An 18,911-nucleotide genomic window follows, 5' to 3' on the forward strand; every position below is an offset into this window, starting at 1 on the left:
TTTAAGAGAAAGATATTCTATGAGCGACAACCCATTCATCAATGAGCCTTATGCACCGGCACCTGAGTCAACGCCGGTCGGGATTCGCGACTCTTACGGGCACTTTATCGATAACCAGTTTATTGACTCGGAGGACGGGGCGACCCGCGAGACGATCAATCCGTCAAGCGGGAAAGTCCTTTCCCGAATTGCTGAGGGCTCCGTGGCGGATGTTGATAAAGCAGTGCGCGCAGCCAGACGCGCCTACGATAAGACCTGGTCAAAATTGATTCCGGCGGAGCGGGGTAAATATCTCTACCGCTTGGCTCGCCTGATTCAGGAACATTCCCGCGAGTTGGCAGTTCTTGAGTCCATGGATGGAGGAAAGCCAATCCGGGAGTCTCGTGACATTGATATCCCGCTCGTTGCAGCTTACTTTTTCTACTATGCCGGCTGGGCCGATAAACTGGCTTATGCTTTCCCAAATCGACGGGTGAGTCCACACGGGGTGGCTGGACAGATCATTCCCTGGAACTTTCCCCTGTTGATGGCGGCATGGAAAATTGCCCCGGCGGTGGCATGCGGGAATACCGTTGTCCTCAAGCCGGCTGAATACACCCCGCTCACGGCATTAAAGCTTGCTGAGTTGGTCGCGGAGGCGGATTTCCCTCCGGGAGTTGTGAATTTTGTCACGGGCGGTTCCGCGGCCGGGAAGGCCCTGGTTGAGCATCCTGATGTTGATAAGGTCGCTTTTACCGGATCTACTGTCGTGGGTAAATCGATACAATCTTCATTGGCGGGAACGGGAAAACCCTACACGCTGGAGCTTGGCGGGAAGGCCGCCCATATCGTTTTTGAAGACGCAGCAATTGACCAAGCTGTCGAAGGCGTCGTGAACGGGATCTTCTTCAATCAGGGCCATGTCTGCTGTGCGGGTTCGAGGCTACTGGTGCAGGAAGGGATTGCCCAGGATTTCTACAGGAAACTGGAGCATCGCATGAAAACCCTGGTTCTCGGTGATCCGCTCGACAAGAACACGGATATTGGGGCGATCAACAATGCCCCACAACTCGAGAAAATCGGGACCTATCTGGACGAAGCGAGGGAGGAAGGTCTCGAAGTTGTCGACGGAGGACAATCGGTGCCGGAGCAAGGTTACTGGTGTGCCCCGACCTTTGTGAAAGACGCTCCGCAGAGTAGCCGGATCGTCCGGGAGGAGGTCTTCGGACCTGTCCTCACGGTGCAGACCTTCCGCACGCCGGATGAGGCAATCGAAAAAGCCAACAATACCCGTTATGGCCTGAGCGGAGGCGTCTGGACAGACAAGGGCTCCAAGATCTTCAGTGCGACAAGCAACATTCAGGCAGGAGTGCTCTGGGCCAACACCTTCAACAAGTTTGATCCAACCGCCCCGTTTGGAGGGTTCAAGGAGAGTGGTCTCGGTCGAGAGGGCGGGATGCATGGACTGGATTCATATGTGAAGTTGAGCTAGAAACAGGGATGAACCATTTGAGGAATTGAATTATGGCAGAGCGAATTTCGGTTAAAAAGACTTACAAACTCTATGTGGGCGGGAAATTTCCCCGCTCTGAAAGCGGGGCCACCTTGGCGGTCAAGGATCGCAAGGGAAATGTCATTGCTTCCTGTTGCAAGGCCAGCCGGAAGGATTTCCGGGATGCTGTTCTGGCGGCTGCAAGCGGTGCGAAGGCATGGAAAAAGGCAACCCCCTATCTCCGTGGCCAAATTCTATACCGCGCAGCTGAAATGCTCGAAGGAAGATCCGCCCAGTTTGTAGAGGAATTACAGCTACAAGGATTGAGTAAATCAGCAGCCAGGAAAGAGGTGCAGTCCTCGATCGACCGGCTGATTTATTATGCCGGGTGGACGGATAAGGCGGTGCAGCTGTTTTCCTCGGTTAATCCCGTGGCGAGCCCGCATTTTTGCTTCACCGTGCCGGAGCCAACAGGGGTGATTGCCATTCTGTTGGGTGAGGGAGTCGGGTTTTCTGAATTAACCGAGGCGGTTGGACGAGTTCTTGCCGGTGGTAATTCAGCAATCCTTGTTTCCGGGAACACAATCCCGCTGACGGCTTCCACGATGGGTGAGGTCTGGCAAACCAGCGACCTGCCTGCGGGCGTGCTTAACATTCTCACCGGTCCGGTATCTGACTTGTCCTCGACAGTTTCCAGCCATCGTTCAGTTGACGGGATTCTAGGCGTAGGACTCGAGGCGGAATTGGAAAAGTCAATTCAGGAGGCCGCATCGGATTCACTCAAGCGCTTGCGCTTTGAAGCGGCTGGCATTCCGGAAGGTTCTCCATATGCGATCCAGGATTTTCTTGAAATGAAGACTACCTGGCACCCTGTTGGAGTTTGATCCAGATCTTTATCCCAACCGGTTCCGGTAATCCTCGTAGCCAAACTTGCGGAGGACTTCCAAGCTGTCGGACTGCGGATCGTATACCGCGATATCAGGGAGCTTTATCCCATTGAAGGTGGTATTCTTGACCATTGTGTAATGGGCCATGTCGGTGAAAGCGAGGCGGTCCCCGGGCTTCAATGGAACTTCAAAAGACCAGTCCCCGATGACATCCCCGGCGAGGCATGTCATACCGCCAAGTTGGTAAGTATAAGCTTTTTCGCCTGGCTCAAATCCATCGATGATTCCCGGCCGGTATGGCATTTCCAATACATCGGGCATGTGGGCGGTGACGGAAGTGTCCAGAATGGCGATGTGCTTTTTTCTGGGAAGGATATCCATGACCTCTGTGACGAGCAGTCCCGTGTTGAGGGCGACGGCTTCCCCCGGTTCGAGAAAAACCTTCAGGTCGTATGTTTCCCGGAAGTGACGGATCAGGCGAACCAGCAGGTCGCGGTCATAATCTTCCCGTGTAATGTGGTGCCCCCCTCCGAAATTGACCCACTTGAGCCCGGGAAGGAATTCACCGAATTTCCTTTCAAACCCTTCAAGGGTTGCTTCCAGCGCATCGCTGTTCTGTTCGCAGAGTGTATGGAAGTGGAGCCCTTCAATGCCTTCCATGGACTGTCCATCAAACTCGCTGCGGAGGATACCGAGACGCGAATTAGGGGCGCACGGATCGTAGAGAGCGACGGCTCCGGTACTGACCTCTGGATTGACGCGTAGACCAACCGAAACAGGTTTTCCGGATTGATTGATAAGCGGTCGGAATTTCCTCCACTGGGAAAATGAATTAAAGACAATATGATGGCTATGCTTCAGGCACTCCTCCAAGTCGGCCTGACTGAAGGCCGGGGCGAATGTATGAACCTGTCCGCCAAACTCCTCAGCGCCCAGTCGAGCCTCCTGCGGCCCGCTTGCGCAAATCCCGCTGAGGTATTGCCGGACAAGCGGGAAAACCCCGAACATGGCAAAGCCCTTCAGGGCGAGCAGAATGGTGGCCCCGCTTTGCTCCTGGACCTCCTGGAGAATCTTCAGGTTTTTCTCCAGTTGCCCGAGATGAACGACATAGGCCGGACTCGGGCTTTGACGCAGGATACTTACAATGTGGTCACGTTCCATGGAAGGCCATATTTGTTGAGTGCGTCCATGAATGGATCCGGATCAAACTCCTCCATATTGAAAACTCCTTCTCCGCGCCAGGTGCCGGTCAGCATCATCAATGCCCCGATCATTGCCGGAACACCGGTCGTATAGGAAATAGCCTGTGACTTAACTTCCTTGTAGCACGCTTCATGATCGCAGATGTTGTAGACGTACACTGTCTTCTCCTTGCCATCCTTGGTTCCCTTGGCAACACATCCGATACAGGTCTTTCCCTTCGTCAGGGGACCAAGTGAAGCAGGGTCGGGGAGGAGTGCCTTCAGGAATTGGAGGGGAATAATTTCCTTTCCTTCAAACATGACCGGATCGATACGTGTCATGCCGACATTCTGTAACACTTCAAGGTGCTTGAGGTAATTGTCCGAGAAGGTCATCCAAAAACGGGCTCGCTGGATCGAGGGGAAGTTCTTCACGAGTGATTCCAGCTCCTCGTGATACATGAGATAAATCTGTTTTGGCCCAATGCCTGCCGGAAAATCGAAAGACTTGTTGACGCTCAACGGATCGGTTTCCTGCCAGTCACCATTTTCCCAGAAGCGACCCTTGGCGGTCACTTCACGAATGTTGATCTCCGGGTTGAAATTTGTCGCGAAAGGTTGGCCATGGTCTCCTGCGTTGGCATCAATGATATCGAGCTCGTGGATCTCATCAAGTTCATGCTTGGCGATCCATGCTGTGAACACATTGGTCACACCGGGATCAAACCCGCTGCCTAAGAGGGCCATCAATCCCTTTTTCTTGAAACGGTCCTGATAAGCCCATTGCCATGAATATTCGAACTTGGCGGTTTCCGGAGGTTCATAATTGGCTGTATCCAGATAGTCGATACCCGCCTCAAGGCAGGCATCCATCAAGGGAAGGTCCTGGTAGGGAAGGGCAACATTGAGAACGAGGTCCGGTTTGATCCGCTTCAAGAGGGCGACAGTCTCCTCCACGTTGTCTGCATCCACCTGGGCCGTTTCAATCGGGTAATCTATTTGCGCAGCAATGGCCTTGCACTTTTCCTCCCTCCGGCTGGCCAGCGTGATCTTTGAAAAGATGTCCCTGGCTTGGGCGCACTTGTGGGTAACAACGCTGCCGACACCGCCAGCTCCGATGATGAGTACGTGTTTCATAGGTCTAATCGTTCAGTTTTTTAACTACGAATGGCACGAATCACACCAATTCATGCATCAACTTTGAATTTGTTTTGATTCGTGCCATTCGTAGTCTCTATGCGTTTTCGGGTTCGTGATAAGTATATCCGCGCAGGCCTTCCTGGTAGAGGGCCATGATGGATTTCCGCTCAGGGCCTGAAATGACCTGTTTCTTGACGGCTCTCTCCGCCATTTCTCGAAAGCGGCGAACGAGATCCTTTGGATCATATTCAACATATTCGAGAACATCCGCGACAGTATCTCCTTCCAGTTCATGGAAATACTCGAGCTCTCCGTCCTCATCAAATCGTATCCCGACAACATTCGTGTCACCAAAAAGGTTGTGCAGGTCGCCAAGGGTCTCCTGATAGGCGCCAACCAGAAAGGCTCCCAGAATGTAATCTTCCCCATCTTTCAGTTCGTGCAGGGGGAGCGTAGGGCTCACATCGGTTTTGTCGATAAAGCGGTCAATCTTGCCATCACAATCACACGTGATGTCGGCTATGATGCCGTTCCGGGTCGGGGCTTCGTTCAAACGGTGGATCGGCATCAAGGGGAACAACTGGTCAATTGCCCAAGAATCAGGGATGGATTGGAAGACACTCAGATTTCCGTAATAAATGTCGGAAAGAGCGGACTCAAGATCCTCAAGATCACGAGGAGGCTGGCGCAGTTTTCCCATCCTTTCGCGAATCTTCAGCATCGTATACCAGAAAATTTCCTCGACAGTCGCTCGCTCGCGAATGCCGATCTGTCCGTGTCGGAATAGGGTCCGGATCTCATCCCGGTAATAAATTGCGTCGTGAAATGATTCCTGCAGGTTCTTTGCAGTGATGGACTTTGCCGTGTAGTGAATATTGGAAGTCAGCTCGTGGGAGTTCTCTTCCACTTCCGGCAAGTCGCCAGCAACTGAGAATTTGCTGACTTCGAGAATGTTGAAGAGCAGGACTGAATAGTAGGCGACGGTGGCCCTTCCAGACTCGGTGATAATTCTTGGATGTTTGAGTTCTGCCTCATCGACGACGCCCTTGATGATCTCCACCATATCGCGGGCATACTCATCGAGCGTGTAGTTGCATGAACTGTTTGAATTTGTGTGTGAGCCATCGTAATCGACGGCCAGCCCGCCACCGAGATCCAGCATCGACATGGGGGCTCCCTCCTGCGCAAGTCCACAGTAAACCCGGCATGCCTCCGTCGCCGCGTTTCGTATATCGCGGATATTGGGCAACTGTGACCCGAGGTGGAAATGAAGAAGCTGCAGGCAGTCCAAGGCATTTTCCGCCTTGAGGTCATCCACAACCTGCATGACTTGGTAGGTGTTGAGACCAAAGACACTTCTGTCACCGCCGGATTCCTTCCAATGGCCGCTTCCACTGCTGGAAAGTTTCATCCGTAAGCCGAGAACCGGGCGGATTCCCAACTTCTCGGACCTCTTTAGGATGAGCTGAACTTCCTGAACGGTCTCAATGACAAAAATACAGTTGATACCCAGCTTTCGCGCGGAGAGCCCCAGGTCGATGAATTCCTCATCCTTGTAGCCGTTGCAGATAAGCAGGGCCTCTGGATCGTTGAGAAAGGCCATGGCCGCGATCAGCTCGGGCTTACTGCCCGCCTCAAGACCATGATGGAACTCCTTCCCGTAGGTGCTCAGTTCTTCGATGACCTGCTGCTGCTGGTTAACCTTGATCGGGTATACCCCACGGTAGTCACCCGTGTATTTATATTCCTTGATGGCCTTTCGAAAGCTTTCGTTGATGGCCTTTATCCGCGAGTAGAGGATACCTTCAAATCGCAACAGGACAGGCAACGACCATCCGCGCTCCCGGATGTCTTGCATGATTTGCATCATGCTGACCTTGGACCCGCCTTTTTCCCCGCTCGGTGTGACGATGACTTCCCCGTTTTTATCAATATGGAAGTAGCCATTGCCCCATGCGTCGATGCCGTAGGTGTCCTCGGCATCCTTAAGCGTCCACTTGTTGTGGATTTGCTGGAAACTGCTCATTTATGCCTTTTCTCCTGAAGATGGGAGTGCCTTGTTGGCAATGCGTGTGAGAATCCTGTCAATCGCCTCGGCTTGAGACAGGGTTCCTTCATCCGCCTTGTCAGCCCGTGAACGAATTGTGACATTGCCCTCAGCGATTTCATTCTTTCCGAGAACAAACATGTAGGGCACCCGGTCCATCTCAGCGCGCCGAATCTTGGCCCCAAACTTGTCCGAGTGCGAATCAATCGAGCAACGCACCCTGGCCGCTTTCAATTTGGCCTCTATCTCCTTCGCGACGGGAATTTGATCGTCGGTAATTGGGAGGATACGGACCTGCTCGGGAGCCAGCCAGACGGGGAAGTTCCCGGCAAAGTGCTCAATGAGAACGCCGGTGAAGCGTTCAAGGGAGCCAAATGGCGCCCGGTGGATCATCACCGGCCTGTGCTCCTGGTTGTCGGCGCCAATGTAGCTCAGGTCAAATCGGTTGGGCAGGTTGTAATCCACTTGGACGGTACCCAGTTGCCATTCGCGACCGATCACATCCTTGACAACAAAGTCAATTTTGGGCCCGTAAAAGGCGGCTTCCCCGGGTTCCTCAGAATAGGGGACATCGAGTCCCTTGGCGACGTGCCTCAGGGCAGCTTCAGCCTTGTCCCAAAGGGCTGCATCACCGGTGTACTTTGAGGAATCCGGATCCCGGAGGCCAATGCGCACGCGGTAATCCGACATGCCGAGCGTGGAGAAGACGGTCTTGACCAAATCGAGGCATCCCTTGATTTCCTGCTCTACCTGATCTTCGGTACAGAAGATGTGGGCATCATCCTGGGTGAATCCGCGCACTCGGGTCATTCCGCTCAGCTCGCCGGACTGCTCCCAACGATAGACAGTCCCGAATTCCGCCAGGCGCACGGGAAGATCACGGTAGCTGTGTGGCTGTGAATCAAAAATCTTGATGTGCATGGGGCAATTCATCGGCTTCAGGAGAAACCCGTCGACTTCCCCCTCATCGACCTTGTTGCTCAACTCGGCACAGGAGCATCCCTCGTCGGACAGGGCCTGCATGGATTCCCGTTCAATGACCGGTGAAAACTGTGATTCCTTGTAATAGGGGAAATGCCCGCTGGTCCGATACAGGCCCAGTTTTCCAATATGTGGTGTGAAGACTTGGGAATAGCCCTGCTTGCGAAGCTCTTCAGCGATGAAATCCTGAAGTTCCTGCCGGATCACCGAACCTTTCTGGGTCCAAAGGACAAGGCCTTGTCCCACGGCTTCATCAATGTGGAAGAGTTGGAGTTCGCGGCCAAGTTTGCGGTGATCCCGCTTCTTGGCTTCCTCCAGCCGTTCCATGTGCTCGGCGAGCTCGGTCTTTGAAGGGTAGGCCGTTCCGTAAATCCGCTGAAGCTGTTTGTTTTTCTCGTCTCCCCGATGGTAGGCACCGGCTACGGAAAGCAGCTTGAAGGCCTTGATCTTCTTGGTGTAGTTGACGTGTGTCCCCGCGCAGAGGTCGACAAATTCCCCGTTCCGGTAGAAGCTAATGGCGTCTCCCTCCGGAATGTCCTCCAAGCGGCCCAGTTTATAGGCTTCCTGACCCCGTTCCTTGATCAGTTCCACGGCTTCCTCGCGGGTGGTCTCGAAGCGCTCAAAACGCTGGTTCTCCTTAATGACCTTTACCATCTCTCCCTCGATCTTCTCCAGATCCTCCCCGGTGAATGCATGGTCGAGGTCGAAATCATAGTAAAATCCCGAATCGGTCGGCGGGCCAATATCGAGCTTGGCCTCTGGAAACAGGCGCAGGACCGCGGTAGCCAGAACGTGTGAAGCCGAGTGACGGATTTCCTCAAGTGGTGTCATTTCTTTCATGTTAAATTGGGGGAACAGGTCTGGATTGCAAAGCTTCCGTTAAGAGCTTTTCGAGCCCTAGAGTCAAGGATGGGGCGAGCCCTTGCAAAAAACCAAGGAGATGATTTGCCCATTTTTGTCCAGTTCCTACCTTACAATGTCAATGGAAGTGGAAATCCGCAGTTTTGAGCTCCCCCCGATCGGCACACAGTGTTATACCGTCATCAACCCTGCAAAAGGGGTTTTTGCCGTCTTTGATGCCCCTTTGAATGCCTATGCCACGATGGAACGCCTTGCGGTTGAGACAGGATACCGCCTTGAAGGCTTGTATTTCACGCATGGCCATTGGGACCACACGCTCGACGGTGCCCGTTTCAATATGGAGGGGATTCCTGCCTTTGCGCATGCTGACGACCGGGAGTTCTTTGAGAATCCCGAAAGCATGGCCTCCTATTCCATTCCCGGATTACCGATGCCGGCGGTGAAAATCCAGACATGGCTGGAGGCAGGTCAATCGATTGAAATTGCCGGACGGCCTGTCGAGGTGCGGCATGTTCCGGGACACAGTCCGGGTAGTATTTTGTATTGGTTTTCTGAGGACAAATTTGCGGTTAGCGGTGATGCTCTTTTTAACGGGAGTATCGGCCGGACTGACTTTCCCGGTTGTTCCTTTGACCAGCTGGCCCAATCTATCCGGAAACAAATCTATTCCCTTCCCGGGGAAACAATCATTTATCCGGGCCATGGACCGGAAACCACGGTTGGAGTGGAAGCCAGCGATAACCCATTTGTGGCAAGGTGATTTCCTGATGAAAAACGAAGCGCTCATGCAGTTGGCTATTCTCGAGGCGGGCAAAGCGCTCGGGCGCACGCATCCGAATCCGGCAGTGGGGGCGGTTATTTGCCATCAGGATAAAGTTGTTGCGACCGGATTTACACAACCTGCCGGCCAGGATCATGCGGAAGTGCAGGCGCTCAAGGCCTTTCAGAAGGCCGGGTTCCGGGCCGATGAGTCAACCAGGCTCGTCGTCACGATGGAGCCATGTTCAACCACCGGCCGCACAGGGGCTTGTACGGACGCAATAATCGCTGCCGGTATCCCGGAGGTCGTGTCAGGAACAATTGATCCGAATCCAAGCCATTCCGGCACGGGCTTCGAACGCCTGCGCGAAGCTGGTATTCGTGTGACCGAGGGCGTTCTCAAGGACGATTGCGAGGATCTCAACCTGATCTTCAATTGGCAAATGGCCCACGGGACGCCGTTTATTGCCGCGAAGGTGGCAACGACACTGGACGGGCGGATGGCAACCCGCAATGGATTATCAAAATGGATCACCGGTGAAGCGGCGCGGGCTGATGTGCACCGGTGGCGTCGTTATTTTCCGGCCATAGCCGTTGGCGCCGGGACTGTTCTTGCCGACAACCCATCCCTTACAGCACGCTTGGAGGGTGATGCGGAATGGTGCCCGATCCGTTTTGTCTTTGACCGCAACCTGGTCAGCTTCAAGGACAGACTACCAAATCTTTATTCGGACAAATTCAAGGATCGGACGATCATTATTACCAGCAACAACCATTCATCCCGGCTAAGGCAGCTGGAGGACATGCATGGATTGCGGTTCTGGGAAATCGAGGATTCCACCAACGATGAGGGTCTCGGGGAATTTACCTCACGTTGCCGGGAGGAGGGGATTTCGGGAGTCTATATTGAGGGTGGGGCGCATGTCTTGAGTGCCTTCCTGAAGTATCGACTTATCCAATACATCTTCGCCTACAGGGCGCCCAAGCTGCTGGCTGATTCCAGTGGCCTTTCCCCGTTTTCCGGGGAGGAGCCCGCCTCCATGCAGGAAACGGTTGGGTTGAAAACGGTGCGGCACGCGTCTTTTGGCGATGACCAGCTAATGCGAGGTTTTGTTGTTTACCCAAGTTAGGGATTGGCTACGCTTTTCAATTATGGACATCTTTCTGGCCAGCGGGAATCCACACAAGTTTGAGGAGTTCGTCGCAATTCTTCCGCAAGACGGTCTAAAGATAAATTTTCATTCCGCGGAAGTCTTTGGAGGCATGCCGGAGGTTGAGGAGACCGGAAGCGTTTTTGAGGAAAACGCCCGTATCAAGGCGGAAGCGCTGGAGGAATTGCTTCCCCTCGACGCATGGGCCTTGGCCGATGACAGTGGCTTGATGGTGGATGCACTCAATGGTCAACCTGGTGTGCATTCCTCAAGGTATGCCGGACCCGCATGCAATGCAGTTGCCAATAACATCAAACTCTTGAATGAGCTCAGGGGTGTTCCCGGGGAGGAGCGAACAGCCCGGTTCAAATGCGTCTTGTGCTTCAAGCAGAAGGGAGGCCCCTGCCACTTCTTCAGCGGCTCCTGCGAAGGACATATCCTTCTTGCTCCTACGGGAGAGATGGGCTTCGGCTACGATCCGCTATTTCAACCGCTGGGATATGATAAGTCCTTCGCGGAGCTGGGAAGTGCCCAGAAAAACAGTCTCTCCCACAGGGGACAGGCAATTTCCGAATGGGTTAAATTCCTGAAATCCGCGGAATAGGCGATCAGGACTTCTGTCCCGGATCGTGATCGATTGCAGCGAGCTGGTTGCAAACCTCACTAATCAGGAATTCCGGTGTTGAGGCACCGGCTGTGACCCCGACCTTGGCGTAGCGGCGCATCACATCCTGATCAATTTCCTTCGCTGTCTCAATGTGGTACACAGGCAAGTTTGTCTTCCGTGCCAGGAGGGCGAGTTTGCAGGTGTTGGCAGAGTGATGTCCACCAATGACGACAAAGGCTTCAACTTCCTGCTCGAACAAGACAGCAATATCCCCCTGCCGGTCCTTGGTCGCCCCGCAAATTGTGTCGAAGATCAAAGTATTGGGGAAGCGGGTCTTCAGATGGTCCGCTAACCGGCGGAAATCATCTGTAAACATGGTCGTTTGTGAAACCATGACAACTTTTTCCCCGAGGTCGGGGAGCGCGTCGATGTCCTCCTCGGATTGGACTGGATGTCCCTTGCCTTCGGTATAGCCCATGAGGCCAATGACTTCCGGGTGCTTCTCATCTCCAAAAATGACGGTCGAGTAGCCCTTTTTGGCGTGCATGCGGATTTTTCCGGCAACGATCCCCACATCCGGGCAAGTCGCATCCTTGAAATCGATCCCAATGCTTTTGAGGTATTTACGTCTTTCAGGAGAAATACCATGGGCGCGAACCACGAGCACGGCATTTTCCTCCGGGTCCGCCTTGAGATCGAGGTTGCTGGAGCTCTGGTAATCCCCGACCTCACGAATGCCGTCCGATTGCAGACGATCCATCATCTGGCTATTGTGGATCAGGGGGCCATCCGTGTAGACCGGACGCCGACCTTTGGTGGCAAAATCGCGCGCGATGTCGATCGCCCGCTCAACGCCCCAGCAGAATCCTGCGCTCTGTGCCCGAATGACTTGCATGGTTCAAAGGTTGGTGAATTCCTCCGATTGTCAAAGATGGAAGGGACAATTAGTCCTCCTTGGTCGTCTTGAGCTCGACGACATCGTGGGGGGAGGATTCCCTTTGTCCGGCGGGCGATACGCGGATGTAGCGGGCGCGTGAGCGCAATTCGGCCAGGTTGCTGGCTCCGAGGTAGCCCATCCCGCTTTGGAGGCCGCCAACCAGCTGCCGAAGGGTGTCGTCAAGGCTTCCTGAAACCTCCTTCAAGGCCTCAATGCCTTCGGCTGCCACCTTGTCGGATTTTTTGGCGTGGGATTCATGGCCGTAGCGAGCGGCCGAGCCTGCCTTCATCGCCGTAAGGCTCCCCATGCCGCGGTATTGCTTGAAGAGCTTGCCGTTAATTTCCAGGATACTCCCCGGAGCCTCCCGGCAACCGGCAAAGAGACTACCGCACATGACCGCATTGCCCAGGGTGAGCGCCTTGACGATGTCCCCGCTCTTGGTAATGCCACCGTCAGCGATAATGGCCGTGCCCGTCTTTTCTGCAGCTTTTGAGCAGACATAAAGGGCGGTCAACTGGGGAATGCCGACGCCGGCGACGATACGGGTCGTACAGATTGATCCCGGGCCCTGGCCGACCTTAACGGCGTCCGCTCCGCATTTTGAAAGATATTCAACGCCTTCAGCGCTCGTCACATTGCCCGCGATCAGGGACAAATCCTTGAACTCGCCGCGCAGGAGCTTTACCACATCTCCCACCCCAGCTGAATGGCCATGGGCAGTCGAGACGGCAAGGGCATCGATTCCTTCGCTGACAAGGTTGCTCGCATGCTCGAGAATCCGGTCCCGATCGAGCTCCCCAGCGGGAGTGCGTGTGGCGGATATGGCGGCTCCACAGACCAGTTGAAAGCTGGCATCGCGGGACGGTTTGACATCACGGCTCTCCTCTTCGCGGATGCGCTCAATATCTGACATCGTGAAAAGGCCCTTCAGATGCCCCCCCTTATCGAGAACAATCAGCTTATGAATTCCCATATGGTCATTGAAAAATCGGTCTGCTGCCCCGATTGGGTCGTCGGCAATATCGCTTTCCTGGATGGTGAAAACCTGTTCTAGCGGGGTCATCGCATCCGCCACCTTGACGCCGCGGTAGCGGCTTTTGACAACCCGGCCTCGAAGCAATCCAACGAGTTTGTTCTGGATATCAACAACCGGGAAGGTGTGGAATTTGAAGCCGCGGATCTCAATCATTTCCAGAACATCCGCGATGTGGCTTTCCGGGCTGATGGCGATTGGTTCCTGAATTAGCCCATGAACATCGTTTTTGACCTTGGCCACTTCCCGTATCTGCCGCTTCTCGGGCATATTGTAATGGATGATTCCCAATCCGCCGTTGCGGGCCATGGCAGCCGCCATCTCTGCCTCGGTGACGGTATCCATATCAGCCGAAATAAGCGGGATATTGAGGACCAGCTGCTCGGAAAGACGCATGTCCACCTTGGTCAGGCGCGGCAGGATCTCGCTGTACCGGGTGGCCAGCGTGATGTCATCGAAAGTCAGACCGACCCGCGCGTTGTCGCTGAAAAACGTGTCAGCGTTCTTGTAGAATTGGGAATCCGTATCCTCGTGGTGGGTTGCGTGCGCCATTGTCCAGTTGAAAGAAGGCGCTATGCTTGAATCAAGCAGAAAGTGACCCTTTTGAGCAAAAGCCAGCCTTGGAGACTTTCACTAATCGTACGATCAACCGCTCAACAGGATGAGGACCCGTCGAATCCGATTAGCCACCTTCAAAATTAATTGTCGGACAGTTTTCCGGGTTTTGTGGGATTGTATGAGCGAAATTAAAAACAATTATGAAACATATTAAATCAATTCTTCTCATTTGCAGTTTAATCTCAGCACCTGTGCTCGTCCAAGCCCACTGTGGTGCTTGCTGTGCGGGTCACGAAAAGCATGGCAAGGATATTGTCGAAACCGCAGTTGCCGCAGGCAGCTTCAATACTTTGGCCGCTGCGCTTCAAGCTGCTGGTCTTGTTGACACCTTGAAAGGCGAAGGCCCTTTTACGGTTTTCGCCCCAACCGACGAGGCATTTGCCAAGTTGCCGGCTGGTACGGTCGAAGATTTGTTGAAGCCTGAAAACAAGGATAAGCTCGTTGCGGTCCTGACATACCATGTTGTCGCCGGTAAGGTGAAGGCAAAGGATGTTGTCGAATTGACTTCAGCAACTTCCGTACAAGGTAGCGACATCGATATCAAGGTCATGGGTGGTAGTGTCTATGTGGACAACGCCAAGGTCATCAAGACTGACATTAAGGCATCCAATGGGGTCATTCACGTGATCGATTCCGTGATTCTTCCCTAAAGTCCGCAGACTCGATTCTATAATTTAACCAACTTACGCGTCCTGGTCACACATTTGTGCGACCAGGGCGTTTTGGGTTTTGGGGCAAAGGCGTTGAATCGCCGGTTTATGCAGTCCCGGCCTGTTGCCTTGCGATAAAGATCATGAGGATGCTGTAAGCCGCATTAGCGAAGAGGAAGAGGGGAAACTGGAGGCCCTGAGGCAGGGAATAGATGACCAACAGCATGACGGGCCAGAATGTAAGGCAGGTTGCATACAAGGTCAGTACGCGGCGGACCATCGTCTTCGAAAAGACTACGCTGATCCAGTTTGCGGGCCGATATGCGGTTTCGTGGAGGAGAAAGCACGCAACAATGTAAGGTTGAGTGATAAAGGGCGCAAACAGGCCCTGATCCACGAAAACCTTTTGGAGCAGTATCACAAATTCGGTACCATCACCAAAGAGATTGCTTTGCAGCTGGTAGATTTGATCGATCAAAATCCCGAGCCCGGCCCACATGGCGAATTGGTTGGCCAGTTCGCCGGGGCTGGAAGGAGTGACCCCAGCCGGGCGAAAGATCCGTTTAAGGATTTCGGGAACGATCCCTCCGCTGATGATCGTGCTCACCGCCACAAAAATCAGCCCGCCATTGGCCTTGACCTCTGCAATTATGGCGAAGAAATCGGCCGTGGCCTCAAGCTTGTAGTAACACACCACTACGATCAAGGCAAACGCCTGAATAACCAGAATTGGAGGCCAGTAAATGCGGAGTGCCTGGGCGGCGGGTCGGAGCAGGACCTTTATCGAGGTATGTAGCATGGAAAGGATCATGCTTCACGCTGCGGGCGCTGGGTCAAGCAATGGGCATGGAAAATTTGGCAAGCAAAGTGATTTTTGCCCCAGCTTCTGGAACGTCTTGGGGATTTGATCCTGGGCGGCTATTGTCGCGAATCGAGTCAGCCTTTCGATGAATCTGACAGAGCTGATTCAATCAGGGAGAGTCCTGTCGTTTGAGAATATAGAAAGCCGAATCCGTGAACGGGTAGCTTCGACCCGGCAAAAATGGCTCTGAGCGGACTTCTTCGCGCCGGTCAATGATCGCAAATGCTGTGTAGTGTCGATCTATCTCCGGAGACTTGCGCATCGCCTCCCATTCATGAGGTCGGAGGACCATCCATTCAGGCTTCAGATATTTAGGAGCGTCGATGAAGCCAACCGAATAGGTCTCCCTTGCCGCAACGGTCTCCGGGGCCACCAACCCGGGGAAATCCAGGATGCGTGCCCCGCTGAAGTAACCGATGTATCCCATGGGCTCAAGATACACGCGCTCACCGGCTTGGACGTTCTCCTTGAGGTATAGCCCGACTTCACGCCGGACGCCGTTCTCGACCACTCGCTGTTGAAATTCAATCTGACGCACCGAGGCGGCAAAGCTGATTAACAACGCAATAATTAAGGCAACTGGAAGAAAGCGCTTAGCCGGATGGCTGTCCGGGGACTGCAGTTGGAATATCCGGGCAAGGGACAGCGCCCCAAAGTAGGCCGGTGGAATATAGTACCACGGAAATGACCGGGCTGTTAGTTCCATAAATTCAAGATACACCAGGGATCCGCTGAAGAGGAACGAGCTGAGCCGCACAAGACGGTCTTTTATGAAAACGGGGGAGAGAATGATGACCAGCGAGCAGCCGGCAAAAAATATGCCGAGGACCGCTGGCCAGTCAAATGGTTCGTAGTAAAGCGGAAGGAAAGGCGCCCCGAGTATGCCGAGACCTTTTTGTATCCACTCAACGGGCGTTAGACCAAAATCGAGCAAGCCTCTGTAAGCGCCCGACTTGGCCATCACCGTATGGGGAATCGGGCTTCCATAATACCACCAGGTCCAACTGAACCACGGCAGGTAAACAACCGTGCACGTCACACCTGCCTTGAGGATCCCGATCAGCTCGGCCTTGCGGGAGTGGATGGGAATCATGAGGGCTAGTAATCCGAAGAGCGTGATATGCAGAGGGGAGTCCGGTCGGGTCATCATGAGTCCACCCCATCCAAGACCCGCGAGAATCCAACTTGAGCCGTATCCACGGAACGCGGCGATGAAGGAAATGGAGAGGAAGAGCACCCAGAAGCCGGCCTCCTGCCCGTTCACAGTGAAGGCAGTGACCCGGACACACAAGACAAGGATCAGAGGGAAACAGAGCACCGTCCAGGAAGGGGTTTCAGTCTCTCCTTGCTTGATGAGAAATTGCACTGTCAGGATTCCCCCTGCAGCGAAACAACTGATCGAAACCACATTGTACAGGAGTAGGGGAATGGTATAGTCCACCGAACCGGTTACCCAAGCCATGAAGGCCGGCACAAGAACATTTAAGGGCGAGGTAAAGCTGTGAAGCAATTCCCCCTCATGGTAGGTCAGTCCGTTCCCCTGAATAAGGTTTGCCGCTTGGCGGAAGGTTATCAGGAAATCCTCCCAGACCTGGCCCGTGATCATCCAGAAAAGTGCTGGTATGAGGACCAGCGCGCCGATAGTACCAACGCGAATCCCCAGACTTGCTCGTTGCTGTGGGCGCATCATAGGGAAAGGGTTTAGGAACCGGACTCCTGCGCGTCAATGCCTTTGCCCGGGGGCAGGCTTTTGACCGGATGGATCGCTTTCGGGACTGCGTAATGGGGAAGTCGTTCTTGGAGCTCCGCTCTGAGGCTGCCCATGGAACCACTGGCCTCGGGTTTCATCACGACCTCAAGCTCGACACGCGTGCCCCAATCCGGGTCAGGAACGCCCCGGCAAAGCGCGCTCTGTATCAAACCAGTCGCTACAGCTGCTGCTTCAATTTGTTCGGGGTGGACATTTTCCCCGCCGGTAATGATGACCCGGTCGGCCCTGCCGCCGATATGAAGGTGGCCTGTCTCATTCATGGCTCCAAGATCTCCCGTGGGAAAGGGGTCCCGAGAAAAAAGTTCATTCGTAGGAATGTAGCCCATTGCAATTGATCCAGACCGGACAAGGATTCGCCCTGTTGAATCAATGGATATCTCCGCATGAGGAAGGGCGGTCCCGACTCCCGTTTGGCCTGCGAGGAACTCCTCCGGATCCAGGGCCGTGACCATCGCAGCAGTCTCGGTTGAACCGTAGCAGGGGCACAGGCGGATTTCTTCCCTGCGGGAAATTTCAAGCAGGTCGGGAGGACAGGCCGCACCCCCCACGAGGATTAGTCCGAAACGCCGTAAAACCCGGGTTCCGCGTTGGCTGGCCAGCATGCGGCGAAGTTGGGTGGGAACCAAGGAAATACTGGCCTCCTCAAGCGGGAACGGTGCCGACTGGAAGCCGTCACTATTACGGTAATCAGCGTAATGGAGGCGTCCGGAACATTCCATCGACCGGATTATCGGCATCAACCCGCCCACATGGTGGCCGGGAAGGACATTGACCGCGTGAACAATGCCTTGCTTGCCAAATCTTTCAGCAAATCCACGTGCGGAGCAGAAAAGTGTATCGGAAGTATGAATACAATATTTGGGAACCCCGGTCGTACCACTGGTGGGAATCAGGATGGCGGGTGGATGTTCGGCTTTATATTGGGCAGCAATTCCTGAAAGGGCATCCTTCCAGTCCCCGGGCCAGTGAGGATCCTCCAAGGCGAGAAATTCCCGGTTTTCCAGAGCGGTCTTCAGCTTTCGGGCAAACGCTTCCACAGGTCCTCCTGTTCTTCAATGGTCAGGGCATTCAAGACGGGACCCTGTTGGGGAACCCCGAAGTCATCATCAAAAAATGCCTGCGTTCTCAGCCCGTGATCAGTTTCAGGAAAAGCTTGAGCCAGATGGATGAGAGAGCTTAAGCCGATTCCTGTTTCAAAGACAGAAGAGATGACGACCCGGCTCTTTGCGTCGAGAAGCCGCTTCCACCAGACTTCCGGATCCTCGAGAATTGTCGGCTTGATGACCCAGTAACCTGTCCAGCCCTTGTCCAGCCAGTCCACTAACCCTGCGCCGGCAAGGGACTCATCAAGGGCCAAAGGCACAGGGGAGGATTCAGCCTGACGGAGCATGTCATCAGAGGATAATTGTTCCTTGAAGGGTTCCTCGATAAATTCGATCGATTGGGAGATTCCGTTCAAACGGGGCTTCCAGAAAGACCAGGTCCCCGTGTCCCATGAGCGGTTGGGATCCAGACGGAGCTTATCTCCGGCTTTGAGGCTGAGGACAACTTTCTGGAGAAAGTCCCATTCATCATCTGGCTTGTTCAGACCGACCTTCAGCTTGAAGGTGCGGTATCCTGCTTCTCGGAGATTGGCCACGGCCTCTGGAGTGGATTCGGAAAGCGAGAGCAGGGCAGCCGTGCGAGCCGTGGGAGATGCGGCAGGGGTGGGGGAAGGAATAGAAGGAATGAGTGGAATCTCGGGTGTCGCCGGGGGCAAGGGTGCAATTTCCGAAAAGACAAATGAACCGGTCGCTGAATCTTGATGGCGTAGAATCAACCCATCCCGTACGGCCCACGTGCCCCACGCCGCCTTGAGCGGCCTTGAAAAAGGCCGCTTGTAGAAGAGTGAGGAAAATTCTCCTTTGTGAATACAATCAGACACAGCGTAACAAATAGTCCATTTTCAGTCTTCC

General features: G+C 54.1%; 16 protein-coding genes. 6 read left to right on the plus strand and 10 right to left on the minus strand.

The features are described from left to right. Positions 1 to 19: 19 nt before the first annotated feature. Positions 20 to 1,471: an aldehyde dehydrogenase family protein gene (locus G0Q06_RS09725; RefSeq protein ID WP_163965116.1), complete on the plus strand. Its 1,452-nt coding sequence runs from the start codon at positions 20 to 22 to the stop codon at positions 1,469 to 1,471. A 32-nt stretch (positions 1,472 to 1,503) separates the two neighbouring features. Next, entirely contained in the window at positions 1,504 to 2,355 is an 852-nt protein-coding gene (locus G0Q06_RS09730) for an aldehyde dehydrogenase family protein (protein WP_163965119.1), read from the plus strand. Between the two features lie 9 nt (positions 2,356 to 2,364). On the opposite strand, the gene nspC is transcribed toward G0Q06_RS09730, so the two are convergent. The 4 genes from nspC to thrS form a co-directional block, all read right to left on the minus strand. Continuing rightward, the gene (gene nspC, locus G0Q06_RS09735) at positions 2,365 to 3,519 is read right to left on the minus strand and encodes a carboxynorspermidine decarboxylase (protein ID WP_163965121.1); all 1,155 of its coding nucleotides are present in this window, start codon (positions 3,517 to 3,519) and stop codon (positions 2,365 to 2,367) included. Next, complete coding sequence (locus G0Q06_RS09740) at positions 3,498 to 4,676, minus strand: saccharopine dehydrogenase family protein (protein ID WP_163965124.1); 1,179 nt, start codon at positions 4,674 to 4,676, stop codon at positions 3,498 to 3,500. Before G0Q06_RS09740 ends, nspC begins: the two co-directional genes overlap by 22 nt. Positions 4,677 to 4,773: 97 nt before the next feature. Continuing rightward, positions 4,774 to 6,705 carry a biosynthetic arginine decarboxylase gene (gene speA, locus G0Q06_RS09745; RefSeq protein ID WP_163965127.1) on the minus strand — a complete coding sequence of 644 codons (1,932 nt, stop codon included), beginning with the start codon at positions 6,703 to 6,705 and terminating at the stop codon, positions 4,774 to 4,776. Continuing rightward, the gene (gene thrS, locus G0Q06_RS09750; protein WP_163965130.1) at positions 6,706 to 8,547 is read right to left on the minus strand and encodes a threonine--tRNA ligase; all 1,842 of its coding nucleotides are present in this window, start codon (positions 8,545 to 8,547) and stop codon (positions 6,706 to 6,708) included. A 142-nt stretch (positions 8,548 to 8,689) separates the two neighbouring features. Here thrS and G0Q06_RS09755 point away from each other — a divergent pair, with 142 nt between their 5' ends. Genes G0Q06_RS09755 through rdgB form a run of 3 tightly spaced genes read left to right on the plus strand, consistent with a single transcriptional unit; the run spans position 8,690 to position 11,082 of the window. Continuing rightward, positions 8,690 to 9,328 carry an MBL fold metallo-hydrolase gene (locus tag G0Q06_RS09755; RefSeq protein ID WP_163965134.1) on the plus strand — a complete coding sequence of 213 codons (639 nt, stop codon included), beginning with the start codon at positions 8,690 to 8,692 and terminating at the stop codon, positions 9,326 to 9,328. Between the two features lie 7 nt (positions 9,329 to 9,335). After that, positions 9,336 to 10,457 carry a bifunctional diaminohydroxyphosphoribosylaminopyrimidine deaminase/5-amino-6-(5-phosphoribosylamino)uracil reductase RibD gene (gene ribD / locus G0Q06_RS09760; RefSeq protein ID WP_163965136.1) on the plus strand — a complete coding sequence of 374 codons (1,122 nt, stop codon included), beginning with the start codon at positions 9,336 to 9,338 and terminating at the stop codon, positions 10,455 to 10,457. A gap of 22 nt (positions 10,458 to 10,479) precedes the next feature. Continuing rightward, the gene (gene rdgB, locus G0Q06_RS09765) at positions 10,480 to 11,082 is read left to right on the plus strand and encodes an RdgB/HAM1 family non-canonical purine NTP pyrophosphatase (RefSeq protein ID WP_163965138.1); all 603 of its coding nucleotides are present in this window, start codon (positions 10,480 to 10,482) and stop codon (positions 11,080 to 11,082) included. 4 nt (positions 11,083 to 11,086) lie between these two features. On the opposite strand, the gene ispH is transcribed toward rdgB, so the two are convergent. Both ispH and guaB read right to left on the minus strand, forming a co-directional pair. Beyond that, a complete protein-coding gene (ispH, locus tag G0Q06_RS09770; RefSeq protein WP_163965141.1) occupies positions 11,087 to 11,980 on the minus strand; it encodes a 4-hydroxy-3-methylbut-2-enyl diphosphate reductase in 894 nt (297 codons plus the stop codon). A 49-nt stretch (positions 11,981 to 12,029) separates the two neighbouring features. Next, entirely contained in the window at positions 12,030 to 13,607 is a 1,578-nt protein-coding gene (guaB, locus tag G0Q06_RS09775; RefSeq protein WP_163965143.1) for an IMP dehydrogenase, read from the minus strand. A gap of 203 nt (positions 13,608 to 13,810) precedes the next feature. Between guaB and G0Q06_RS09780 the strand changes: the two genes are divergently transcribed. Further along, positions 13,811 to 14,323: a fasciclin domain-containing protein gene (locus G0Q06_RS09780; RefSeq protein WP_425496123.1), complete on the plus strand. Its 513-nt coding sequence runs from the start codon at positions 13,811 to 13,813 to the stop codon at positions 14,321 to 14,323. Positions 14,324 to 14,429: 106 nt separating this feature from the next. On the opposite strand, the gene G0Q06_RS09785 is transcribed toward G0Q06_RS09780, so the two are convergent. From G0Q06_RS09785 to G0Q06_RS09800, 4 genes are all read right to left on the minus strand, one after another. Further along, entirely contained in the window at positions 14,430 to 15,134 is a 705-nt protein-coding gene (locus G0Q06_RS09785; RefSeq protein WP_163965148.1) for a hypothetical protein, read from the minus strand. 160 nt (positions 15,135 to 15,294) lie between these two features. Beyond that, positions 15,295 to 16,875, minus strand: coding sequence for a hypothetical protein (locus G0Q06_RS09790; RefSeq protein WP_163965151.1), 1,581 nt, complete (start codon positions 16,873 to 16,875; stop codon positions 15,295 to 15,297). Positions 16,876 to 16,886: 11 nt separating this feature from the next. Continuing rightward, positions 16,887 to 17,993 carry an AMP-binding protein gene (locus tag G0Q06_RS09795; protein WP_163965153.1) on the minus strand — a complete coding sequence of 369 codons (1,107 nt, stop codon included), beginning with the start codon at positions 17,991 to 17,993 and terminating at the stop codon, positions 16,887 to 16,889. Further along, positions 17,969 to 18,880 (minus strand): enolase C-terminal domain-like protein, encoded by a 912-nt coding sequence (locus G0Q06_RS09800; RefSeq protein ID WP_163965156.1) that lies wholly within the window; start codon positions 18,878 to 18,880, stop codon positions 17,969 to 17,971. Before G0Q06_RS09800 ends, G0Q06_RS09795 begins: the two co-directional genes overlap by 25 nt. Positions 18,881 to 18,911: the final 31 nt, after the last annotated feature.

It is taken from the genome of Oceanipulchritudo coccoides (genome assembly GCF_010500615.1).
GTDB lineage: Bacteria > Verrucomicrobiota > Verrucomicrobiia > Opitutales > Oceanipulchritudinaceae > Oceanipulchritudo > Oceanipulchritudo coccoides.